The organism is Cytophagaceae bacterium (assembly GCA_016722655.1).
Classification (GTDB): Bacteria; Bacteroidota; Bacteroidia; order Cytophagales; family Spirosomataceae; genus Leadbetterella.
In genome coordinates this window covers 2076623-2099656 of the sequence record JADKIR010000004.1, presented here as the reverse complement: position 1 = coordinate 2099656, position 23034 = coordinate 2076623, and the positions used below count along the sequence as shown (strand labels likewise).

Here is a 23034-nt window from a genome sequence, read left to right as displayed (position 1 = left end):
TATTTAAAATTAATACTCTACCATTCTTATAGACTAAATAGAATTACTTAAGATTGCATAAAAAAACCAGTCCGGCGGCAACCAGACTGGCGGCGTTTAACAAAAAACATTTTCACCGTCAAGTGTACCAGGCAAAAAATGCCAGGCAGGATATTTTATAATTAAACTTTTACAAATTAATGAAAAAAATTTTAAAAACAACATTTAGCATTTGGGCTATTTTGATTTCAGTTAGTGCTTTTTCACAAAATAACCCTCAAATCAATGCCAATATCAAAGGAAAAGTAATCGATGCCATCACCAACGAACCCCTGATAGGTGCAACCGTTAGCATCAAAGGAACCACCAATGGAGGTCAAACTGATGTAAATGGCGAATTTAAACTCACCACTGGCCAAAAACTCCCTTTTACTTTGATTATTACTTATGTTGGGTACCAAACCAAAGAAGAAACCATCAATTCAAGTGACATCACCTTAAAACTTGAGCCCCTTTCCAATATTCTTTCTGACGTAATCATCACCTCAAGGAGGCGGCAGGAATCGGCTCAGGAAGTTCCGATTCCAATATCAATCATTAGAGGTTCTTCGGCTGAAGACGCTGGGGCATTCAATGTAAACCGACTGAAAGAATTGGTGCCTACGGTGCAGCTTTACGCTTCCAATCCAAGAAATACCACCCTCAATATCAGAGGATTAGGCTCAACTTATGGCCTTACCAACGACGGTATTGACCCGGGTGTAGGTTTTTATCTGGATGGTGTCTATCTGGCAAGACCAGCTGCCACAGCCCTTGATTTTATTGATATAGAGCAATTGGAAGTGTTAAGAGGGCCACAGGGTACACTTTATGGAAAAAACACAACTTCAGGTGCTTTTAACATCACCAGCCGCCTGCCTGAATTTAAGCCAGGAGGTAGCTTTGAAGTAAGTTATGGAAACTATGGATATATCCAGGCAAAGGCTTCTGTGACAGGGCCGCTTTCAAAAACATTGGCTGCCAGGATATCATTTTCAGGTACCCAGAGAGATGGCACCCTTTTCAATGTTCATACCAATCGGAATATCAACGATATCAATAACCAGGGTATAAGAGGCCAATTGTTGTTTACCCCTTCCGACAAGATTAAAATATCTCTTACGGGAGACGCCACTTCTCAAAAACCCGATGGTTACGGCTGGGCTGTAGCCGGAGTAGTTACCACCAAGAGAGCTGCTTATCGTCAGTTTAATGCAATCATAGCTGATTTGGGATATACTATTCCATATAAAAGTGCTTTTGAGAGAAAAGTAGATTTAGATACTCAGTCAAAAGCTGATAATGGATTGGGAGGGGTTTCGTTAAATGCCGATTTTAAAATTGGTGGCGGTACACTGACATCCACTACCGCCTACAGATATTGGAAGTGGATTCCTTTAAATGACCGTGATTATATTGGTTTACCCGTATTTACAGTTTCCGCCGGAACCTCTAAACACAGCCAATGGTCGCAGGAGGTTAGATATTCGGGTAAAATCAATGAAAAAATCAGTGGTGTAGTAGGTGTATATGGACTGTGGCAAGATTTGAGCACCGACCCGGTTCATACTGAAGAAGCGGGATCTGCTCAATGGAGATTTGCTCAAAACTCAACCAGTGCCCTTTGGAAAACTCCGGGCTTGTTTGACAATTTCGGTATAAAAACCACCTATGGCATCAAATCGACCAGTTTGGCGGCCTTTTCTCAGGTGGACTGGGCGATTACCGAAAAACTGCACGTTTTGCCAGGCTTAAGATATAATTATGACAAAAAAGTAGCTGATTACTCAAGGGTAACTTATGGTGGACTACAAACTACTGATGCGGCACTTTTGGCTCTAAAAAATGGTGTATATACCAACCAGGCATTTAACATAGATGCTGATGCAGGAAACTTCTCAGGGCAATTGTCGCTCCAATATAAACTTAACAAACAAGTAAATACATTTGCCACGTATTCAGTAAGTTATAAACCCATTGGAATCAACGTTGGTGGTTTACCTACCGCCAGTGGAAAAATATTGACCGAGCTGGCAGAAGTAAAACCTGAACTGGTGAATCACAAAGAATTTGGAATAAAAACTAAACCAACCAAAAACTCAATTTTAAACCTAACATTATTCCAAACCGATATCAAAGATTATCAAACTCAGGTACAAACTCCTGAGCCTGGTGTAAACCGCGGGTATCTGGCCAATGCCGAAAAAGTAAGAGTGCAGGGTATAGAATTAGACGGTAGTTTAAGAGCTGGCAGTCATTTGACACTGATCGCAGCATTTGCTTACACCGATGGCAAATATGTGAAGTTTACCAATGCACCCGTTCCGCTTGAAGAAGTAGGTGGTGCTCAGGCATTTAAAGATGTATCAGGAGGTGAGTTACCGGGTATTTCAAAATATGCAGGTTCAATTGGTGCTGAATATTCATATAAAGGTCAACTGATAGGTTTAGGTGGTAACTACTTTGTAGGTGCCGATCTATTTTACCGTTCCAAATTCTCATCAAGCCCATCACCTTCTCAGTATCTGAATATAGATGGGTATAGTCTGTTGAATGCACGTGCCGGTTTCAGAGCATCCAATGGTATCTCGATATATGCCTGGGGCAGAAACATTGCCAATAAAAACTATTATGAGCAGCTGCTTGCAGCTCCGGGTAGTGCGGGCCAATACGCAGGCATTGTGGGTGACCCACGTACTTACGGTGTAACCTTAAGGTTTGTTTTTTAATAAAAAACTTCAAAAACTAAAAACTTGCTTAACAAATTATTTCCACACAACATTTAAATTCCAGAACTAAAAACTAACACGAAATTTACTTTAGATTTGCTATTATTAAATATTAGCCGTAGATTCAATGCACCCTCAAAAAAAAGATTATTGGTTGGTAAGTATGCAGTTTTTACTGTTTGGAATTTTCTTTTTGCCCATATCAGCCAAATATTCATCGCCAGAAATTTTGAAATATTCCGGGCTGGCACTTTTCATTTTGGGCTTATTCGTAGTCTTTGCCTCTCTTTTCAACCTTGACAAAAGCTTAACGGCCTATCCCACTCCCAAAATAGATGGCAAGCTAATTTCCACTGGCTTTTACCGGCTGGTGAGGCATCCCATTTATTCCGGTTTAATCTTTACTTTTCTTGGATATGCATTGTATAGAGAGTCATGGTATAAAATAATTATTACTGTGATCCTAACTGTTTTGTTTCATTTCAAAACCCAATACGAGGAAAAAAAATTGATTGAAAAATATCCTGACTATCCCGATTACAAGAATAAAACCGGGAAGTTTCTACCTAAATTTTTAAAATAAAAAATGAGTGCCTTACCCGAAATTTGGCTGACTTGCCCGGTTCCTGAAGTTCCTGCCCTACTACAACCTGTCGCTCACGCTTTGCTACAGGTTCAACGGGAATTAAAGGAAATCTTGGTAGATTTTCCTGAACAAAAACTTTGGGAAAAACCAAAAGGTATGGCCTCGGTGGGTTTTCATTTACAGCACCTGAGTGGAGTCCTCGACCGGCTTTTTACTTATGCCAAAAGTGAAGTTTTGACCGAAACACAGCTCCTTTTCCTGAAAAATGAAGGCATGGAAAACGCTGCCCTAACCATTGAGAAACTTATACAACAATTTGATTTACAAGTAGCAAAATCAATTTCCCAACTTAAAAACACACAACCGGAAACCTTAACTGAGGTAAGATTTGTTGGCAGAAAGCAAATACCTTCAACCCATATTGGCTTACTTTTTCATGCTACCGAGCACAGCACCCGGCACCTGGGTCAATTGTTGGTTACAGTAAATTTTTCGAAATAAATTTTTGAATTGAAACTTAGTTTTATACTTTTGTGTTACTAATCTATTAATTCGATAGACTTTATAGTTAATGTATAAATATTTAATCATTCCTGGGTTTCAGGGTTCCAACGAAAACCATTGGCAGAGTCATTGGGAAAAAAAATATGCTTTAAAGACTGATAGGGTAACACTTCAGGATTTCACCAATACAGAAAAGAGGTACTGGACAACCAGTATTTTTGAACAAATAAAAAAATCTGACAATCAATATATAATAATTGCCCACAGTCTCGGTGCTTTATCATTTGTACATACCTATTCAAGATATGTAATTAACAATGTAAAAGCGGCCTTGTTGGTTGCACCGCCTGATGTGGAGGAGAATGAAAATGCCAGTTTTCTGAATGAGTTTTCTCCTGTACCGAAATTCAGGTTTGAAATCCCTGTCTATTTGGTAGCAAGCAGCAATGACCATTATTGCACACTGGAAAGAGCCAAAGAAATGGCCCAAAGTTGGGGTGCCGAGCTCATAAACATTGGGGCAAAAGGTCATATTAATTCCGAATCAGGAATTGGCGACTGGCCGGAGGGTCAGCAATTATTGAATAAACTAATTAATCAAAATTAAACGAATAATATTATGTCACTAAGATTAGGCGATATCGCACCCGATTTCACTGCTCAGACTACTCAGGGTACTATTAATTTTCACGAATGGATCGGTGACTCATGGGCCCTGTTGTTTTCCCATCCGGCTGATTTTACCCCGGTTTGTACAACAGAATTGGGTAAAACGGCCCTTTTGAAAGGAGAATTTGAAAAGAAAAACGTAAAAGTGATTGCAGTATCGGTCGATGATCTGGATTCTCATAACCGTTGGATTCCGGATATCGAGGAAGTAAATAATGTAAAATTCAATTTCCCGATCATTGCCGACGAAGGCCGAAAAGTGGCAGAATTGTATGATATGATTCATCCCAATGCTTCAGAAAAAGCAACTGTGAGGTCAGTATTCATCATCGGACCAGACAAAAAAGTAAAACTCATGCTTACCTATCCGGCATCAACAGGTCGCAATTTCAACGAGATTTTAAGGGTAATTGACTCCTTACAATTGACAGCCAATTATTCCGTAGCCACGCCTGCCGACTGGAAAAACGGTGAAGACGTGATTATCGTTCCGGCCGTAAGCAATGAGCAAGCCGACCAGAAATTTCCGAAAGGATATAAAATAATCAAACCCTATTTGAGAGTAACACCTCAGCCAAATCTTTAATAATCAATGAGAGAGCAAGTATTCGATCCTGCATTTTGGGACACAGAAATTAAGATTCAGAAAAACAATTCAAGAATTTTCCCTCTACAAAAAGGGGCGAAAGTCCAGAACTTTGAAATGGAGATTATTAAATCTTCCAATCTGAAATCTGTGGAAAAACGAATGTCAGAACAATACTTTAAGTCAGGGATAAAAGTACTCAGCTTTTTACCCAACTGCTGGAACGAATACGCTCGCACTCATTTGGCAAGGCTCAACGAATCTTCCCGTGAAATCAAAGCATTGGGAGGAGAAATATGTCTGGTGGTCAATGCCGCTCAGGAACAAATTTTTGAATTTATTGACGATCAAAAACCTGAATTCTCGGTTATCAGAGACAATAATTTCAGAATTGCTGGAAAATTTGGTGTATTTAGTGAGCATCATCAACCCTGGCAATTTATCCCCGGAATTCAGGAGGATGGGCCTTTTCCGGGAATTTTTGTAATCAATAAAAAATCTGAGATAGGATTTTCCTATGTAGACCAGACTTTTGAAAGGCCATTCTCTTTTCTTGAAGTGGCTGTGGCGGTATATGCTGAAAATCAAAAACAAAATTGGCAGCATTTTGAATTTAGCAAAAAATCCAGGGCTTATAATTGAATGTCTGTAAGTCTTTTACATAAAAATAACAATAAAAAAATCGAGAAAAATCAATGGAAAAAATATATTTGAGCGATAGTGGTCCGAAAGTTTCGAAGGCAATTTACAGTTTTTGGAGATGGGAAAAAGAAAATGATTTAAATGAAGAAACTGCTAAAAATGTAATCAAACATTGCATTGATCTGGGTATCAATACCTTTGACTTAGGTAATCAGGAAACCAGCTCAGAATTTCAAAAACTGTTTTTTAGCGAAATTGCTCATTTGGGTATTAAACGGGAAGAGGTAGTGCTATTTGCAAAATTTGGACAACAAATCACTGACGGTATTCCCCATTACAACAATACAAAGTCTTATTTGCTCCAAAGTCTCGACAAATTTCTTTCGGCACAAAAACTGGAATATATTGACATTTTCTTACTCGATGGCCTCGATTATATAGCTGATATAGAAGAGATTGCGTCAACTTTAGAATACATTGTCCATACCGGAAAGGCCAAACATATAGGTATCGCCAACCTTAACAACAGCCAACATCAATTGCTTTCAAGCTTTTTACATATTCCCATTGTAACGAGCCACATTGAGCTGAGTTTACTGAAACCCGAAGCGATATTTGATGGCAGACTTGATTTTATCAAAGAAAAATATTCCAAACCTTTGGTATGGGCACCGCTGGCAGGAGGTGAAATCCTGAAAGGTGAAGGTGAAAAAGCTGTCAAAATCAGAAAAGTATTGACAGAAATTGGCCAGAGAGAAAATCTTAACGTTGAAAAACTGGCCGTTGCCTGGTTGATACAATTAGGGGCATTACCAATTATTGGCTCTTTGAACCTCGAAAGGATAAAAAATGCTGCCGAAGCCACCGAACTAAAACTAAAACGCAGTGATTGGTACAGAATTTTTAATGTGATTTAAAATATAACTCTACTATTTTTATAGGGTAAATTTATTATTCTATATTTGGGGGATATTTTTAACAAAATATGAAAAGCAAGATACAGAGTGTTTCAAAATCAGTTAATTCTCACTATGCCTGGTATATAATCCCGGGAGTAGTTTTATTGGTGCTGTTTTCGATTTTGATGTACAATTATTCAGAAAAATTTTCTTTAAGTAATATTTCAAATGGTCTCAATTCCGATTTTTTGATTTTTCTTATTATCGGAGTTTTTGCTCAGCTTGTAGATGGTACGTTAGGAATGGGCTATGGAGCCACTTCCACTTCATTTTTACTGTCATTTGGTGTACATCCTGCTGTAAGTAGTATGGGTGTCCATGTGGCTGAAATGTTTACTACCGGTGTATCGGCGATTTCTCATCACAGATTTGGCAATATCAATAAAAAACTGGCCAAAATGCTAATAATTCCTGGAGTAATAGGAGCCATAATTGGTAGTTATTTGCTTTCCGATATCATAGATGGCAACAAAATCAAGCCTTTCATAGCTCTATATATGATTGTTTTGGCCACCATCATTATTATCAAAGCTTTAAGAAAAAAAACACCCAAAAAACCAACCAAACAACTCAGTCTTTTGGCCATATTTGGCGGATTCATGGACTCAGTGGGTGGCGGCGGCTGGGGTCCGATTGTTACCTCAACTCTGATTGGTCGTGGTCGCGACCCACGTTATACTATCGGCTCAGTTAATGCTGCTGAGTTTGCGGTTTCCTTTGCAAGTGGAATCACTTTTCTTCTTTTTGGTGGAATAAATGGCTGGCAGGTTATCGCTGGATTGATAGTTGGCGGGGTTATTTCTGCTCCAATTGGTGCCTATTTGGTCAATAAAATCCCAAGAAAACCAGCGATGGTGGCTGTAGGATTATTGATTATCTATCTTAGCTTAAGGACTTTGTCGAAGGTTTTGTTCTAATTACATTTGGTTTAATTCATAGAAATATTAAAATTTTTTCCAGAACAATTTCAATTCTTAAACAAGAATTTTATACAAAGTTTAAAAAATTTAAAAGAATATCATCTATAAAGGTCTATAAGCTTTTGATACAATTCCTCGGAATTAAATATTATTCCCATCCCATATTTAAGTTTTTTTAAATCCTATCTAATGCTATTTTGAATAGCTTTGCATCTTGAAATTTAGTTTCGGCCAATTTCTGGCTATTTTCAATTAATTTTGTGCAAAAAAAATTTCATATACTTAATGAAAACCATTGACAAGTACCTGATCAAGAAATTTCTGACTACTTATGTATTTGCAGTTTTCATTATTGTACTGGTAATTATAGTAATTGATTTTGTCGAAAAAAACGATGATTTCATTGAGCATCAGGCACCTACCAGAGCTATTTTACTCCAGTATTACCTCAATCTTGCACCCTACTGGGCCAATTACATCAGCCCTTTGATGATTTTTATTTCAACGGTTTTTTTTACTGCAAAATTGGCGAGTCATACCGAGATTATCGCCATTTTGAGTACCGGTACAAGTTTTAGAAGATTAATGTTACCCTATTTTACAGGAGCATCTATAGTGGCAATATTCTCGTTTATAATGGTAGGTTGGGTGTTGCCAAAAGCCAATAAAACCAGGATTGCCTTTGAAAATAAATATATCGAAGACAAATATTATTTTTCTGATCGTGATATCCATATGGCAGTCGAAAAAAACGTTTATGCTTATTTGTCTTCCTATGATAACACCAGCAAAACTGCTTATGATTTTACTTTGGAGAAAATTGAAAACCGGGCACTGGTTGAAAAACTTTCTGCAAGAAGGGCAATTTATGTTGATTCCATAAACAAATGGCAGCTTTACGATTACCGAATCCGAAAAATCGGAATCATGAAAGACCACCTTACTTTCAGTCAGGGAAGTACGCCACTTGACACCACAATAAATATGTATCCGGCGGATTTTGAAAATACCAACAATCTGCATGAGACCATGACAATTCCTCAACTCCGAAAACAAATTGCACTAGTGAATTCCCGTGGAGCTGAAGGGGTGGAAATATTTGAAATAGAGTACTTTCAGCGATTTGCCACGCCGTTTGCCGTAATTATTTTGTCAATGATGGGGCTTATTGTATCCGCCAGAAAAAGTCGCGGAGGAGTAGGACTACAGATTGCGATTGGTTTTGTACTTGCTTTTGTATATATCCTGTTTTACATTATGAGCAAGGGAATCGCCGAGTCAGGCAATATGCCACCATTGCTGGCTGTTTGGCTGCCCAATTTAGTTTTCAGTGCCATCGCCACCGTAATGTATTTTACGGTTCCCAGATAGCAGTCTTATTTCCAGCGTATTTTTTTTGGATTAGAAAAAATCGTAACTATACCGAAAATCAGGAGGTAGATGGCATAAAGAAAATCATAATAAGGTATTTTCCAGCTTTTTATGGTATTTCCCATACGATTATTGGCTTTTGCCAGTACAATCCATTTGATGATCAACCAAAAGGCCCACACACCTATTACCAGACGCATCCAGTCGTTAAAAGGATACCAGTGAGCCAGACCAAATTCTTTAAGCCAATCTGCCGAAATCCTGGACCAATCCGGAGCATAGTACCAGTCTGGATTTATGAAAAACACAGGTATCCACGAAAACCATACTGTCAACCCTGAAAGCCATAACAATCCAATATTTAACTTATCACGAAACTTGTATTTTTTTCCAACAGAGAGGTGCCTTCTTTTCTGTACAAACCATTCCGACCAGGTTTTCTTGGGTTCAGATTCGGTATAACCATCTTCCGAAATACTAACAGCCACATTTTTTCCAGTGGCGGTTTCGTTAATAAAAAGATCATCATCACCACTTAACAAACCAAAATGACTCGTAAAACCATTATTTTTCCAAAATAAAGACTTCTTGTAGAGTAGATTTCGGCCAACACCCATAAATGGTACGCCTGCCAATGCAAATGAAAGATATTGCAGAGCGGTTTGAAAAGTTTCGTATCTAATCAGAGAATTTAGTTTACCAGGGAAAAACTGATATTTTGAAAACCCCAATACAATTTCCTTACCTTCAGTCATTTGCGATACCATGGTTTTGATCCACTGGTCTCCCATTGGCCGACAATCGGCATCGGTAAAAAGCAAAATTTCATGTTTGGCTTTTTTAACCGCCATGGTTACGGCATATTTTTTTGCAGTAAAATGAAATGGCAAATCCAAAACCCTCAAAAAGCTGAGATGCTTAAGTTTATCTTCATTGAGTAAAAGATAATCATACGTGCCGTCAGATGATCTGTCGTCTGCAATTAGAATCTCAAAATCGGGGTAGTCTTGTTTATCAAGAATTGGAAGAAGTTCTCTCAGGTTTTCGAGTTCATTTGAAGCAGCAATAATAATACTCACCGGTGGAAGTTTTTCATCGGCTTCAAAATCCTGATGACCAACGACTTTCGTAAAAATAAAAAGTATATATATCAGCTGAATAACTATCGCCAATAGAAGTATTACAGGTAGTATAATTTCCAAATTTTAAGGGAATTAAGTATTTTTTCGGTACAAAAATAAGAATGCTTTTTGAGATTAAATAAAAACTAACTGTTTTTCGGAAAATCAAATCGAATTAGGCTTTGAAAAATACAAAGTTTCAAAATTTACAGTCACGTAATTTCTTTTTTATGAAAAAGGAATCATTTCTTTATGAAGGAAAACATATTGGTAATGTATCTCTAAAAAAATCTATTGAGAATTTCGGTTTAAAATTCGGAACTTTGCAATATGAAATTTGAAATCAACAAAAAGGACGATAAAACCAAAGCCCGTGCAGGCAAAATCACTACTGACCATGGAGAAATTCTGACACCGATTTTTATGCCGGTGGGTACTGCAGGTACTGTGAAAGGTGTACACACCCGCGAACTGCTCGATGATGTTGAGGCCCAGATTATTTTGGGAAATACCTATCATTTGTATCTCAGACCGGGTCTGGATATCATGGAAAAAGCCGGTGGTTTACATAAATTTAATGGCTGGCCAAAACCAATTCTTACCGATTCTGGTGGTTATCAGGTATTTAGCCTGAAAGAAATTAGAAAAATAACTGAAGAAGGCGTGCAGTTTAATTCGCATATTGATGGTTCAAAACACTTATTTACTCCAGAATATGTGATGGACATCCAGCGGATAATCGGAGCCGATATAATCATGGCCTTTGATGAGTGCCCACCCTACCCTTGTGACTATTCTTATGCCAAAAAATCGATGCACCTGACCCATCGATGGCTCACAAGATGTATCAATCGCCTGGAAGTAACTGAACCAAAATACGGTCATCAGCAATCATTATTCCCGATTGTTCAAGGAAGTGTTTTCAAAGATTTAAGAAAAGAATCGGCCAAGTTTATAGCAGATCAAAATCAGGACGGAAATGCCATTGGAGGCCTTTCTGTGGGTGAACCGGCCCCGGATATGTATGAAATGCTGGAAATCGTCAACGACATTTTGCCTGAAGAAAAACCTCGGTATTTGATGGGTGTGGGTACGCCTGAAAACATCCTTGAGGGAATAGCACTAGGCACCGATATGTTTGACTGTGTGATGCCTACCCGCAACGCCCGCAACGGTTGGCTGTTTACGACACAGGGTATCATTAACATCAGAAACAAAAAGTGGGAAGACGATTTCAGCCCAATAGATGAAAACTTAGGTGGATATGCGAGCACCTTCTATTCCAAAGCATATTTGAAACATCTGCTCAAATGCCAGGAACTACTTGGTGCCCAGATCGCCAGTATTCATAACCTGCGTTTTTATCTTTGGTTGGTGGAAGAAGCCCGAAAACATATTCTGGAAGGAGACTTTGCAGAATGGAAAAAACACCAGATTGAAGTGCTGATGAGGAGGTTGTGAGGAAATGAGAATTATTTTGAAAAATTATTTTTTTAACACATATTTGCTTAAATATTAAATAAATATGACCAAGGTAGATCATTTAAGAAATGATATTATTGATAAGCTTCTGGCAATTTCGAATAAAGAATATTTGACCAGACTTTACGAATTGGTCGAAAAAAGTGCTCCTAAAAATGAGGTTATAAAATTATCTGATTCTCAACTCCTTATGCTTGAAATGAGTGAAAAAGACATAGTTGAAGGTAAAGTGGTTCCACAAGATGACTTGGACAAATTAGATCTGAAATGGCTAAAAAGTCTGTAGTATGGACAAACACTGCAGTAAAGCAGAGGAGGGAAATTTTAGAATATTGGGTCAAAAGAAATGGGAATACTAAATATTCAGAGAAATTAATATCAATAATTAAAGAAAGGATTAAAATTATAGTATTTAATCCATTTTCAGGAAAGAAGACTAATCATATCGAAACAAGAGTTTCTGCCTTAAACAATTACAGCATTTTTTATAAAATTACTGGAGAAAATATCGTAATAACTGCTTTTTGGGATAACAGACAAAATCCTGACAAATTATTAGAAATCATTTCTAAAAAATAAAATAATGTAATATTTCTCCATAAAATTATGCTTTCATAATTCATTACAATTTTCTACAATACGATTATTCTTTGCTTTTCATTTTAACATTAAGACAAAAATCACTTTTACATCTGACTCGCTACCAATATTTTAAATATTATATGGTCTATTTTTGTTAGCTAAACATTAATACCATGAAAAATATTACCAGAAAAATTACAATTGCATTATTATTATTAACAGCGGTAAACGCTCTCATTGCCGGTTTTTTGTTCATTATGGACCCTAGCGGTCAAAAAATGGGTATGACTACCGATTTCCTAAAATTCTCACCTTTTGTAACATATTTAATTCCAGGAATAGTGCTTTTTGTAGTCAACGGAATATTCAATCTTGTAGCAACCTATTTTTTAATAAAAAACAAGCCCACAGCATTGGCAATGGTTATCTTTCAGGGGGTTATACTTTGCGGTTGGATTTTTGCCCAGGTTCTCATGGTCAAAGAGATTAATCCGCTGCATGTTATAATGTTTTTGGTGGGTGTAATTTTGATAGTAAGTGGTTATTTGTTAAAGAATAATAAATAAAAACTTTTAGGATTTTAGTTTAGAATTTTTTATTTCAGATACAACCTCCTAAATATTTAAGATATTTAATTTCAATACTTTAAAAAATATTTCTACAATTTTAAAAATCAATTCTTCAAAAATTTCTTACTTGTACTTCTTCCTGATTCATCGGTTAAAACTACCAAATAAACTCCTGAACTTAGCTCTTTCAGATTTAGTCTATTGCTTGCTTTTGCATTTAAAACTTGAATCCCATTTAAATTAAAAATCTTAATATCCTTGGCAGAAAACTTGTTGTCATTCCATTTAATATGAAGTGCATCTTCCGTAGGATTAGGAAAAACTTCACAAGTAATCATATTTTCAAAATTATTTATCGCAATTACTTTCGAATACTTTTGAGATCCATCCAAATCTTTCAACAACAACCTATAATAAGAATTCTCCCTACTAATATTAGCCTTCTCTTTCCATGAAAAATTATCAGAACCGGCCGGTTTTATAGGTTCACTTACCGTTTCAAAAGATTTAGCGTCGAAACTCCTTTGTACTTGAAAATAATCAAAATTTATTTGCTCTGAGATTATCCAACTCAAAAGATTATAGCCATCCATATTTTTCCCAGAGAAGGAAACCAGATTTACAGGAAGTTTAAAACTGGTGATTGTACAAGGAATATTTGCCGAAAGGTTTGGCCCCTGAATTTCATACACAAATGAACTACAATTATAAGTTTGAGGTGTAGCAGTTGCACAATCGGTCAAGTTTGAATAAGGACTCGAAGTAGAAATCACCGAAGTACTGGAATTGCCATTCTCTAAATCTATAAAGACGTTCTGATTCCCATCGGTCCCATTATTACAGGTCAATACACCTTGCGAAGTATAAAGTCCTGAGGTAATTGGAGAAGGTGGATTGCTGCCCGTTATACTGATATCATATCCAACCTCAACATTATAGGTAAAACCAAAAGGGCAAGTACCAGATGATGGAACTATACGCGTAGGAAATAAATTAAGAGTAACAGTATAATCTCCGTTAGAAGCAGTAGCAACACATTGAGCAGAGGTCTTTTTTAAATTTAAACCTGAAAAAATAAAAAGAATTAATAATGCTTTTTTCATAGTTAAGATTTCAAAATATAGGAATTTTATAGATTTTCTAAACAAAATAATAGTGGTAAAAATAAGGAAATTTTGGACTTTTTCAAAATTTTAAACGAAATTCGAAATAAATTGATTAAAACGGTTAAACAATTCATCAAACAATAAGGTAAAAAAAATGCCTGTTGAATTTACAACAGGCACTGGGCTGAAAAAAGTTTAGGTTAGGCTTTTCCTTTTAATATCTGACTCCAATACATTCTTGGCAACACTTGTTTTTTGAGCTGATACATACTCCATCGCTCTTTACTTTGGTCAAATGGGAAGGTCTCCATTGGGGTGTTGTTGTAATCAAATTCGGCCAAAACCAATTTGCCATAACCAGTCACCAAAGGACAAGAAGTATAACCCTGGTATGAGTTGTCCATAGTCTGATTTTCCATTAAGGAAAGCAGATTACCTACCACCACCGGAGCTTGTTTCCTGATGGCCGCTCCCGTTTTCGAAATTGGCAAACCGGCGGCATCACCCAACGAGAAAATATTATTGAATTTATTGTGCTGTAAAGTATTGATGTTTACATCTACCCAGCCGAGTTCGTTGGCCAATGGGCTGCTTTTTACAAAATCTGGAGCTGATTGAGGGGGTGAAATATGAATCATGTCATAATCAACCCAGGTCTCCTGGCCCATATTGCTTTCAGCCATACCCACAAATCTGGCACGCTTATTTGGACCATCAATTTCTTCCATTCTTTGCATCAGATTGAGCTTAATATTGGCTTTTTCACAAACTTCCAAAAGCGTTTTTTCATATTTATCTACTGCAAAAAGCCTGGCTGCACCACTCCAATACTGAATATCTGCTTTTTCAAGCAAACCATTTTTTCTAAAATAATCAGCCGCCAGATACATGATTTTATGGGGAGCTCCTCCACATTTTACCGGAGTATGAGGATTGTGAAAAATGGCTTTCCCTCCTTTGAAATTCTTCAATACTTCAAAAGTATAGGGCACGGTCTGGAAGCTGTAGTTGCTGCAAACATCATTTTTGCTGATGGTCTCCGGCAATCCTTTTATCGCCCCCCAGTTGAGTTGAATCCCAGGTGCAACTATCAGATAATCATAAGTATACGTACCGCCACTGGTAGTCACCTCATTCTTTTCAGGCTGAAAAGACATACAAGCTTCTTTGATCCATTTTGCTTGTTTTGGCATTACATCAGCCTCATTTCTTACGGTTTTTTGTAGATCAAAAGCTCCTCCACCTACTAAAGTCCATGCAGGTTGATAGTAATGTTTATCGGCAGGATCAATGATAGCTATATCAAGTTTACTGTTTTTCCTGAATAACTGGGCTGCCACTGAAATTCCTGCATTTCCTCCACCCACAATAATTATCTGATGATGACTCATAATTTAAAGCGATTTCAAACTTCTTGATTAAATATTATTTTTTATAAAAATATTTACAAAGATAATTTCAAATACAGGTAAATCTCATAAGATGTTTTACTAATAGTATAGTACTTTTTACCTATTTTTGTTTTTGGGTTTATTAATAAAAAAATAAAATTATCTTTTTTAAATTCTTTATAATTAGTGATTTTGAAAAAAACTAAATATGTATCTGGAATTGTATAAAAACCTAATTTCTAATTGTTCCGCTCCAGAACTGACTTCCTGAATTGTTCGGGAGTAAACCCTACCGCTTTTTTGAAAATTCGGATAAAATAAGAGCAATCATCGAAACCTAATTTGTAGGACATTTCACAAATTGAGAGCGAAGAGTGAGCCAGCAATCGTTTAGTTTCCAAAATTATACGGTCACGAATCATTTCACCTGCAGACTTACCAATACAAGCCGAACTGATTGCATTCAGGTAGTTGGGAGAAAGATTCATGATTTTTGCGTAATCTTTTACCGATTTTGTACGCATAAAATTTTGTTCAATCAAACTTTCGAATAAATGTAGTTTACTGAGATTATGCAAAGAGCCGTTTCTTTCAAACTGTGGCTGATAAATACGCAGGGACCTGATGAGGATGATCTTCAACATGGTTTTCACTATAGCCTCACAGTGTTTTTGATTATTGGAAAACTCAATGAGCATGTCTTCGAAAAGGTGCTCCACAATAGAGGCTTCTTCGGGCTCAAAGACCACCATTTGTGCCTCATTTACGCTATTATGAAAAAATGGAAGATTAGGTAAGGAATATATGGGCTCGGCTACATTATAGAATTCTTTCTTGAAAAACATGGTAAATCCTGTAACATCGGGCGAAAGATTCCACTCGTGCACATGGCTGTCGTTCATAAAAAAAAGCTGATGAGGCACTACAGTAAATCGCTTAAAATCAACATCATGCGTTCCTGAACCTCGGGTTATATAAATTAGATTGTAAAAGTCATGCCGATGGGGAAAACGAACATCTGAAGACCTCTGTAGGTGATCCTCCAGTCTGCGGATGTCAATATTCATTCTAACACCGTGGTCACACTGATTGAGTTGCTCAATGGTATATTTGGGTATGACCTTTTCCATCAATTAATTAATTACAATCCGGCTTTTATGTAGCTCCAGCCTTCCTCTTGTTTTATAATGATTTCACCAATACCCATTGGAACCACACTTACAAATGGCAACAATTGTTCTTTGGTAATCTTCTTTTGTTTCATGGTATTTCCGCAAACCACCATTTTCACATCTTTGTTTTGGGCGAAATCCATGAGTTCTTTCATGTAAGTGGTCTTTTCCGAAGTGACCATAAATATGCCATTGCCATGAAAAACTACTTCAACCTGGGCTTTAGGCCAACCTTCTCTGAAATTTTTCAAATTATTAATCAGAGATTTTTGAGAAAGACTATCCCCCGAAACAAATTGAAACACCACTTTGTGCTTACTCCCATCGTCAGTTTTTTGAGCAAAAAGGCTACTGGAAACCAGAAGAAATAAAAATATCAGATTTTTCATTTTTTATATTTTTTCAGAAAATTACAATTATTTTTTTGACTTTTTGAAATCGTCAATAGGTTTAAAAGGACCTAATTTATGCTGAATTTCAGGAAAAGGATCAGAATAAGGACCAAAGGGGTGGTCAACAGGCTTTTTTGAAATATCTGGCCAGTCTTTACTTAGGTCTTTAGCGGGTCTGGGACGGGTATTAATGTAGGCTGCCACATCCCAGCATTCTTCGTCAGAAAGCTGAGGTTTTTGGTAAGTAGTGCCAAAAGGCATATTGGTTTTGATATAACCCGCCAATCTCGACAAGCGAAACAAACCGGCTCCCTGATTATAACTTTGCGGACCCCACAATGGAGGGTAGGTAAACGCAGTTCCCTCAGCATTTTTGATCCCCAGTCCATTTCCTCCATGGCAGCTGGCACATTTTTCTGCATAAATTGGTTCTCCTTTCTCTGGACTGGCCGCACGGCTCATGTATTTCAGCTTCCAAATACCCGTTCCGGACGGAATACTATCTTTTTCCACATATTTCCCGATAAATTTGATGTAGCTAACGATGGCTTTTAATTCTTTACTTGAAGAATCAAGTGCTTTACCGTTAAGACTACGCTCAAAGCAATCGTTCACTCGCTTTTCGATACTTTCTACCGAACCAGACCTTGCCCGCATTTTCGGATAAGTTGAAAGAACCGCTCCATAATTATTACCCCAGGGGCGTGTACCGGCATCCAGATGACAATTCTGACAATTCATGCCATTAGAAATAGGCGAAAGGGTTCCATTAGGTCCCAAATATTGGGCAGTATTTGCCACTAATTCCCTTCCATATTTTATCATTTCGGGGTCTTTCTCATGTACTACGGCCTCCATGGTCATGGGTTTCCACATTGGAACCTCATAAGGTTTTTTGACTAAAGTATCTAGAGCCGGTTCTTCGTTTGTAAGCAAATTCATATTATCAGCCAACAAATACAAGAGTAAAAATGGCACCAGAACAATCAAATAAAGCAAACCTTGCAATAGTCTTATAAGTCCGGAATTTGAAGATTTTGATTTCATATTTTACATAAATTCATAATCATAACCTCTCAATTGTGTCAAAAGCGTATCAGGTGCATCTGTTGCCGTAGCTCTTTTTTCTAGTTTGGGAGAAATTGGAGAATGCACTTTGAGATATTCTTTAATGATGTCATGCATCATTAGTGTATGTTTTACCGGATTTTTGACATGTTCGATTCGGCAGAGTGTATCGTTGGGATCTCCTTCCCGCTCACATGCTACTATAGTATATTCCTGATCATCAAGCACTTCCTTTCCACCTATTTTTACCCAATTAACTCTTTTTCCTGTCTCGTTGGCTATGGTAAAATTTACTTCCATACCCGCATACCTTACAAACCAACCTCCAAATCTTTTTGCAGGATTAGGTGCAAAGGCATTTTGAAGCTCTTGTTCCAACCATTTTTTGACCTGCAAGCCCGTAATAACGCCTGTTTTGGCTTCAGAATCAAGTGGGAGCATATTCCAAAGGAATTCCTCAGTGATATTAATCAAACCCGTTTTTGGATCTTTAGAAGAAAGTGGTTGACAAAACCTAAAACCGTTAGAAAGGGCTATATCTGGCTTTAACTTCCACTTAATGGCATCAGTGATAAGGTTATCCATGGGAGTTTCCATCACATAATATCTCATTAAAGGAACTGTTGAAGTGCCTATCACCTTGTTAAAATCATTTTTAAAAGGAGCCAACGCTTTGTTAACAAGAGCTTGAACCTGAGTATCAGGTTTATATTTTACCGGATCTACATCAAGCAATTTATAATCATACCCGGCCATGCGTCCGTTTTCGATTTTTAGGTCGAGTTTACCCACAAATGAGCCAAAAGCACCACATTCTACCACATCAGTGAATTTGCCTTTGATGGGTTTTCTGAGTCTTTCATGGGTATCGGCCCCGATGATAATGTCAACCCCTTGTGTGGCAGGATTATTTGCCAAACCTACCTGCTGTGCCAATCCGATATGAGTTACGACCACAATAACCCCACAATTTTCCACTTCTTTCAGATATTTTACATATTTGGGAAGGTTTTTTTCAGGATGGTCAAAACGTAAACCTACGCTGAAAGCCGGAGATTGTCTTTTGGGTACCAGATGATCAGTATAGCCTATTACACCAATTTTGGTACCTCCCATATTTTTTATCCAAAAAGGAGGATATACTAACTCCCCATTAAACTCATCTGTGGTATCGTGCCACATATTTGCACATACTTTTGCTGCATTGGCATGCCCCATATCATAGAGCATTTTTTTCTTTTTATAAACCACTTCCCAGTTGCCAGGAAGAATCAAATCGTAACCTAACTGATTGAAAATAGGAATCAAAGCCTCCCCTTCTGTAAAAGTGGCAAGAGCATGACCATGGAAAAAGTCCCCTCCATCATACACAATGGTTTGGTTGGGATTACTTTTTTTCAATGAATCAATCATGGTTTTCAAAACCGCCAGCCCACCTCTTTTCTTGAAAACGTGCTTACCATTTTCAACAAAAAACTCATCATGCGTATTGACCTGTGCATGTATATCAGAAGTAATAAGAAAGGTGACCTTATTATTAATACTACTCTCAGAAGTCTGAATTTCTTTACTTTCAGCTTGGGCAATTATCGGAGTTGAGGCTAATCCAACCCCCGCTAACAAAGATTTCTTTAAAAAATCTCGCCTTGGATTAAGGTTTTTTTCCATAAAAAAATTAATGGGGAAGTTTATCTTTAAAAACTCCGTATGTAAAAGTACCGAATATAGCACTAAACAAAGTGACAAGAATCACACTAAAACCACTTCCAATCTGAGCAAATAATGGCCCTGGACAGGCACCAGTTATAGCCCAGCCCATACCAAAAATCAATCCTCCGTAAATCACTCCCTTATTCATTGGCTTTTTAATGATCTTAATTTCTTCCCCGTTAAGAGTTTTGATTTCAAATTTTTTAATCAAAAAAACTGAAATCAAACCTACGACTACTGCTGTACCAATTACACCATACATATGGAAGCTTTGAAACCTAAACATTTCCTGAATCCTGAACCAGGATACGATTTCGGCTTTGGTAAAAACCACCCCAAAAGCAATTCCTACCAATAAATATTTAAAATTTGCTGCAAAAGATAGTTCATTGTTCTCTTTTACCGGCACTTCGCAAGATTCGTCCTTATTTATTTTATTTTCCATTTTTATTTTCAATTAAAGAGTTTGAAGATGACAGGAAGTCCATAATGGGTCATCAAAATACCACCAATCATAAAAAATATAGTGGCTATCAAAGAAGGTAATTGAAGACTTGATAAGCCCATAATTGAGTGTCCGGAGGTACATCCTCCTGCCCATCGGGTACCAAAACCCACTAAAAACCCACCAAAAACAAAAAATACAAGTCCTTTTAATGTAAAAAGGTTTTCCCAACTGAAAATATCAGCCGGCATAAAACCAGAAAAATCAGTAACCCCAAGAGCCTGAAGGTCTTTTACTGTTTCGGAAGATATCTTGATACCGGATTCTGATGATAAAAAATAGGTGCCTGCAAAACCCCCTATCAGCACGCCTGCCACAAAGAACAAATTCCATATCTCACTTTTCCAATCGTAATTAAAAAAAGGAAGCTTTATAGGAATACATGCAGCACAAATATGCCTTAGAGAGGATGAAATGCCAAAATTTTTATTTCCAATAATTAATAATACGGGTACGGTCAATCCTATCAGGATTCCTGCCACTGACCAATGCCAGGGCGAAGTGATGATTTCCAGCATTTTAGATTTTAATTTAAGGTACGATTCCAAAAGTATAAGAATAGGATTCAATTACGAATCCTATTCATGTTTTTTTTCCTAAAAACTTAGCCTTACTTCATTTTTGTCTGACAAACATAGTCAGTACAGGGAACATCAGTATCAGCAGAAATGGCTTTAAAACCACCGGCAACGTCAATTACATTGTCAAAACCTCTTGATTTCAGAATTGATGCTGCCACCATAGATCTGTAGCCACTTGCACAGTGAATGTAATTATCTGCATCTTTTGAGAATTCAACCATATTTTTGCTCAAATTGGCCAAAGGTATATTCATGGCTTCTTCTACGTGCTCGGCCATATATTCTGTTGGTTTTCTTACGTCTTTTACTACAAGGGTGCCTTCTGCTTTCTTGAATCTATCGGCAAATTCTGTAGCTGAAATCGAAACAATGGTATCCATTTCTTTTCCTGAATTTTTCCAGGCTTCAAATCCACCCTTCAAATATCCGATGATATTGTCATATCCCACTCTTGAAAGACGAGTGATTATCTCTTCAATCAAATCTTCATCGCCCACTAAAAGAATAGGTTGCTCAATATCGGTAATCAAAGTACCCACCCATGGAGCAAAATCTCCTTTGATTCCAATGAAGATGGAATTTGGAATAAATCCATCTTTGAAGATTTGCTGGTTTCTGGTATCGATAATCAATGCACCAGTCTCATTGGCCGCGGCTTCGAAAGCTTCAACTGAAAGGGCCTGAGCTTGTGATTTTACCTGATCCAGATCCTGAGCACCTGCTTTGTTGAGCATTACGTTTTTAGGGAAATAATATGGTGGAGGGACCAATTCAAGACCATCTGTTACTTCTTTCACAAACTCTTCTTTGGTCATATTGGCTCTCAATGCGTAATTAAACATCTTCTGATTACCCAAAGTATCATAAGTCTCTTTGCTCATATTTTTTCCACATGCCGATCCCGCACCATGGGCAGGATATACCAGAAGATCATCAGGAAGTGTCATGATTTTATTTCTGAGAGAATCAAAAAGATGACCTGCAAGATCCTGAATAGTAAGATCTGATTTTTGGGCAAGGTCAGGACGACCAACATCACCGATAAACAATGTATCACCTGAGAAAATGCAATACTCTTTACCATTCTCGTCAAAAAGAAGGAAAGTAGAGGATTCCATGGTATGACCAGGGGTATGCAACACTTTTATTTTCAACTTACCTAATTCAAAAATCTGCCCGTCAGTTGCCACAGTAGCTTTAAAGCCAGGTACTGCCGTTGGTCCAAATACGATCTCTGCACCGGTTTTTTTAGAAAGTTCCAAATGACCACTTACAAAATCGGCATGAAAGTGGGTTTCGAAAATATATTTGATTGTAGCACCATTTGCCTGTGCTTTTTCGATGTAAGGTGTAACCTCACGAAGGGGGTCAATAATGGCACACTCGCCTTCTGACTCCAGATAGTAGGCTCCCTGAGCAAGACAGCCTGTATAAATTTGTTCCAGTACCATAGTTTTATTTTTTATTTAATGATTCCAAAAAAAGGTTAAAAAAATAATTCTTTTATAATAATGTAAATACCCATTATCAATACAAAATATCCAAAAGCCGGCTTGAGTTTTTCATTAGGTACTTTTTTGGACAAATTGCTGCCAATAAAAATCCCAACTACTGCTATAGCCGTAAAAACCAACAAAAATTTCCAGTCGATTGCAGTGTCGCCATGAAGGTCACCGGTAAAGCCAATCAACGATTTCAAACCAATGATAACCAATGACGTACCCACTGCTTTTTTCATGGGTAGTTTGGCCAAAAGTACCAATGCCGGAATAATCAAAAAACCGCCACCCGCACCCACGAAGCCCGTGATTCCTCCTACTACTGCACCCTCAAGTAGAATCAATGGATAGTCATAATCTATTTCGTCATCGCCTCCATTTTCCTTATCTTTTGAAGGCTTTTTTATCATAGAATATGAAGCCACCACCATCAGTAAGGCAAATACCAGAAGCATAAAAATTGGCTTGGTAACTACAAAATCTCCGAAAGTAACTATTTCCTGGGGGATTAGTGGCACCAAAAATTTTCGGGTAAGATAAACCGAAAGTATGGATGGAATACCAAAGACAATGGCAGTACGCCAATGAATATTACCCTGCCTGAGATGGCTTGAAGATCCAAAAATACTGGTTACGCCAACAATAAAAAGTGAATAGGCTGTAGCAACAACAGCATCAACCGAAAAAAGATAAACCAATATAGGCACCGTGAGAATCGACCCACCTCCCCCGATTAATCCGAGGGACATACCCATTAAAATAGCTCCTATGTAACCTAAATATTCCATAAATTATTTAATTCCAATCTGTTATATTTTTTAATTTAAATCATGTGAAAACAACTATTTTTAGTTCAAAATATGAATATATGT

General features: G+C 37.4%; 24 protein-coding genes. 13 read left to right on the top strand and 11 right to left on the bottom strand.

All coding sequences use genetic code 11. The annotated features are described in order from the left end of the window. Positions 1–179: 179 nt before the first annotated feature. From IPP61_09615 to IPP61_09575, 9 genes are all read left to right on the top strand, one after another. Entirely contained in the window at positions 180–2747 is a 2568-nt protein-coding gene (locus IPP61_09615) for a TonB-dependent receptor (protein ID MBL0325422.1), read from the top strand. A 127-nt stretch (positions 2748–2874) separates the two neighbouring features. After that, the gene (locus tag IPP61_09610; GenBank protein ID MBL0325421.1) at positions 2875–3330 is read left to right on the top strand and encodes an isoprenylcysteine carboxylmethyltransferase family protein; all 456 of its coding nucleotides are present in this window, start codon (positions 2875–2877) and stop codon (positions 3328–3330) included. A gap of 3 nt (positions 3331–3333) precedes the next feature. Beyond that, positions 3334–3834, top strand: coding sequence for a DinB family protein (locus IPP61_09605; protein ID MBL0325420.1), 501 nt, complete (start codon positions 3334–3336; stop codon positions 3832–3834). A 70-nt stretch (positions 3835–3904) separates the two neighbouring features. Then, on the top strand, positions 3905–4444 hold the full coding sequence (locus IPP61_09600; GenBank protein ID MBL0325419.1) for an alpha/beta hydrolase: 540 nt from the start codon (positions 3905–3907) through the stop codon (positions 4442–4444). Between the two features lie 12 nt (positions 4445–4456). Further along, positions 4457–5092, top strand: coding sequence for a peroxiredoxin (locus IPP61_09595; protein ID MBL0325418.1), 636 nt, complete (start codon positions 4457–4459; stop codon positions 5090–5092). Positions 5093–5098: 6 nt separating this feature from the next. After that, the gene (locus tag IPP61_09590) at positions 5099–5734 is read left to right on the top strand and encodes a redoxin domain-containing protein (GenBank protein ID MBL0325417.1); all 636 of its coding nucleotides are present in this window, start codon (positions 5099–5101) and stop codon (positions 5732–5734) included. A gap of 53 nt (positions 5735–5787) precedes the next feature. Beyond that, positions 5788–6651, top strand: coding sequence for an aldo/keto reductase (locus tag IPP61_09585; GenBank protein ID MBL0325416.1), 864 nt, complete (start codon positions 5788–5790; stop codon positions 6649–6651). A 68-nt stretch (positions 6652–6719) separates the two neighbouring features. Beyond that, the gene (locus IPP61_09580) at positions 6720–7610 is read left to right on the top strand and encodes a sulfite exporter TauE/SafE family protein (protein ID MBL0325415.1); all 891 of its coding nucleotides are present in this window, start codon (positions 6720–6722) and stop codon (positions 7608–7610) included. Positions 7611–7898: 288 nt separating this feature from the next. Next, a complete protein-coding gene (locus IPP61_09575; GenBank protein MBL0325414.1) occupies positions 7899–8984 on the top strand; it encodes an LptF/LptG family permease in 1086 nt (361 codons plus the stop codon). Positions 8985–8989: 5 nt separating this feature from the next. Here IPP61_09575 and IPP61_09570 read toward each other — a convergent pair whose 3' ends face one another. Continuing rightward, positions 8990–10186, bottom strand: a complete 1197-nt coding sequence (locus IPP61_09570) for a glycosyltransferase (protein MBL0325413.1) — start codon at positions 10184–10186, stop codon at positions 8990–8992. 249 nt (positions 10187–10435) lie between these two features. Between IPP61_09570 and tgt the strand changes: the two genes are divergently transcribed. The 4 genes from tgt (at position 10436) to IPP61_09550 (ending at position 12735) form a co-directional block, all read left to right on the top strand. Continuing rightward, positions 10436–11566, top strand: a complete 1131-nt coding sequence (gene tgt / locus IPP61_09565; GenBank protein MBL0325412.1) for a tRNA guanosine(34) transglycosylase Tgt — start codon at positions 10436–10438, stop codon at positions 11564–11566. 64 nt (positions 11567–11630) lie between these two features. Beyond that, a complete protein-coding gene (locus IPP61_09560; GenBank protein ID MBL0325411.1) occupies positions 11631–11873 on the top strand; it encodes a hypothetical protein in 243 nt (80 codons plus the stop codon). Beyond that, on the top strand, positions 11855–12166 hold the full coding sequence (locus IPP61_09555) for a type II toxin-antitoxin system RelE/ParE family toxin (GenBank protein ID MBL0325410.1): 312 nt from the start codon (positions 11855–11857) through the stop codon (positions 12164–12166). Before IPP61_09560 ends, IPP61_09555 begins: the two co-directional genes overlap by 19 nt. A gap of 176 nt (positions 12167–12342) precedes the next feature. Beyond that, positions 12343–12735: a hypothetical protein gene (locus tag IPP61_09550; protein ID MBL0325409.1), complete on the top strand. Its 393-nt coding sequence runs from the start codon at positions 12343–12345 to the stop codon at positions 12733–12735. A 107-nt stretch (positions 12736–12842) separates the two neighbouring features. Here the strand turns inward: IPP61_09550 and IPP61_09545 are convergent, their stop codons facing one another. The 10 genes from IPP61_09545 to IPP61_09500 all read right to left on the bottom strand — a co-directional run bounded on the left by IPP61_09545 (position 12843) and on the right by IPP61_09500 (position 22950). Further along, on the bottom strand, positions 12843–13841 hold the full coding sequence (locus IPP61_09545) for a T9SS type A sorting domain-containing protein (protein MBL0325408.1): 999 nt from the start codon (positions 13839–13841) through the stop codon (positions 12843–12845). Between the two features lie 203 nt (positions 13842–14044). Further along, entirely contained in the window at positions 14045–15238 is a 1194-nt protein-coding gene (locus IPP61_09540) for an NAD(P)/FAD-dependent oxidoreductase (GenBank protein MBL0325407.1), read from the bottom strand. A 236-nt stretch (positions 15239–15474) separates the two neighbouring features. After that, positions 15475–16365, bottom strand: coding sequence for a helix-turn-helix domain-containing protein (locus IPP61_09535; protein ID MBL0325406.1), 891 nt, complete (start codon positions 16363–16365; stop codon positions 15475–15477). An 11-nt stretch (positions 16366–16376) separates the two neighbouring features. Beyond that, positions 16377–16796, bottom strand: a complete 420-nt coding sequence (locus IPP61_09530) for a DsrE family protein (protein MBL0325405.1) — start codon at positions 16794–16796, stop codon at positions 16377–16379. A gap of 27 nt (positions 16797–16823) precedes the next feature. Continuing rightward, a complete protein-coding gene (locus IPP61_09525; protein MBL0325404.1) occupies positions 16824–17846 on the bottom strand; it encodes a c-type cytochrome in 1023 nt (340 codons plus the stop codon). Positions 17847–17849: 3 nt separating this feature from the next. Next, positions 17850–19535, bottom strand: coding sequence for a bifunctional metallophosphatase/5'-nucleotidase (locus tag IPP61_09520; protein ID MBL0325403.1), 1686 nt, complete (start codon positions 19533–19535; stop codon positions 17850–17852). Positions 19536–19542: 7 nt separating this feature from the next. Further along, positions 19543–20022: a YeeE/YedE family protein gene (locus IPP61_09515; GenBank protein MBL0325402.1), complete on the bottom strand. Its 480-nt coding sequence runs from the start codon at positions 20020–20022 to the stop codon at positions 19543–19545. Positions 20023–20030: 8 nt separating this feature from the next. Further along, the gene (locus IPP61_09510; protein ID MBL0325401.1) at positions 20031–20600 is read right to left on the bottom strand and encodes a YeeE/YedE family protein; all 570 of its coding nucleotides are present in this window, start codon (positions 20598–20600) and stop codon (positions 20031–20033) included. 92 nt (positions 20601–20692) lie between these two features. Then, on the bottom strand, positions 20693–22114 hold the full coding sequence (locus tag IPP61_09505; protein ID MBL0325400.1) for an MBL fold metallo-hydrolase: 1422 nt from the start codon (positions 22112–22114) through the stop codon (positions 20693–20695). Between the two features lie 35 nt (positions 22115–22149). Continuing rightward, positions 22150–22950 (bottom strand): sulfite exporter TauE/SafE family protein, encoded by an 801-nt coding sequence (locus tag IPP61_09500; protein MBL0325399.1) that lies wholly within the window; start codon positions 22948–22950, stop codon positions 22150–22152. Positions 22951–23034: the final 84 nt, after the last annotated feature.

Excerpts from the sequence above, each read along its gene's own strand:
- IPP61_09615 (MBL0325422.1), top strand. The coding sequence starts at position 180 with ATGAAAAAAATTTTAAAAACAACATTTAGCATTTGGGCTATTTTGATT.
- IPP61_09610 (MBL0325421.1), top strand. The coding sequence starts at position 2,875 with ATGCACCCTCAAAAAAAAGATTATTGGTTGGTAAGTATGCAGTTTTTA.
- IPP61_09605 (MBL0325420.1), top strand. The coding sequence starts at position 3,334 with ATGAGTGCCTTACCCGAAATTTGGCTGACTTGCCCGGTTCCTGAAGTT.
- IPP61_09600 (MBL0325419.1), top strand. The coding sequence starts at position 3,905 with ATGTATAAATATTTAATCATTCCTGGGTTTCAGGGTTCCAACGAAAAC.
- IPP61_09595 (MBL0325418.1), top strand. The coding sequence starts at position 4,457 with ATGTCACTAAGATTAGGCGATATCGCACCCGATTTCACTGCTCAGACT.
- IPP61_09590 (MBL0325417.1), top strand. The coding sequence starts at position 5,099 with ATGAGAGAGCAAGTATTCGATCCTGCATTTTGGGACACAGAAATTAAG.
- IPP61_09585 (MBL0325416.1), top strand. The coding sequence starts at position 5,788 with ATGGAAAAAATATATTTGAGCGATAGTGGTCCGAAAGTTTCGAAGGCA.
- IPP61_09580 (MBL0325415.1), top strand. The coding sequence starts at position 6,720 with ATGAAAAGCAAGATACAGAGTGTTTCAAAATCAGTTAATTCTCACTAT.
- IPP61_09575 (MBL0325414.1), top strand. The coding sequence starts at position 7,899 with ATGAAAACCATTGACAAGTACCTGATCAAGAAATTTCTGACTACTTAT.
- tgt (MBL0325412.1), top strand. The coding sequence starts at position 10,436 with ATGAAATTTGAAATCAACAAAAAGGACGATAAAACCAAAGCCCGTGCA.
- IPP61_09560 (MBL0325411.1), top strand. The coding sequence starts at position 11,631 with ATGACCAAGGTAGATCATTTAAGAAATGATATTATTGATAAGCTTCTG.
- IPP61_09555 (MBL0325410.1), top strand. The coding sequence starts at position 11,855 with ATGGCTAAAAAGTCTGTAGTATGGACAAACACTGCAGTAAAGCAGAGG.
- IPP61_09550 (MBL0325409.1), top strand. The coding sequence starts at position 12,343 with ATGAAAAATATTACCAGAAAAATTACAATTGCATTATTATTATTAACA.
- IPP61_09545 (MBL0325408.1), bottom strand. The coding sequence starts at position 13,841 with ATGAAAAAAGCATTATTAATTCTTTTTATTTTTTCAGGTTTAAATTTA.
- IPP61_09535 (MBL0325406.1), bottom strand. The coding sequence starts at position 16,365 with ATGGAAAAGGTCATACCCAAATATACCATTGAGCAACTCAATCAGTGT.
- IPP61_09530 (MBL0325405.1), bottom strand. The coding sequence starts at position 16,796 with ATGAAAAATCTGATATTTTTATTTCTTCTGGTTTCCAGTAGCCTTTTT.
- IPP61_09525 (MBL0325404.1), bottom strand. The coding sequence starts at position 17,846 with ATGAAATCAAAATCTTCAAATTCCGGACTTATAAGACTATTGCAAGGT.
- IPP61_09520 (MBL0325403.1), bottom strand. The coding sequence starts at position 19,535 with ATGGAAAAAAACCTTAATCCAAGGCGAGATTTTTTAAAGAAATCTTTG.
- IPP61_09515 (MBL0325402.1), bottom strand. The coding sequence starts at position 20,022 with ATGGAAAATAAAATAAATAAGGACGAATCTTGCGAAGTGCCGGTAAAA.
- IPP61_09510 (MBL0325401.1), bottom strand. The coding sequence starts at position 20,600 with ATGCTGGAAATCATCACTTCGCCCTGGCATTGGTCAGTGGCAGGAATC.
- IPP61_09505 (MBL0325400.1), bottom strand. The coding sequence starts at position 22,114 with ATGGTACTGGAACAAATTTATACAGGCTGTCTTGCTCAGGGAGCCTAC.
- IPP61_09500 (MBL0325399.1), bottom strand. The coding sequence starts at position 22,950 with ATGGAATATTTAGGTTACATAGGAGCTATTTTAATGGGTATGTCCCTC.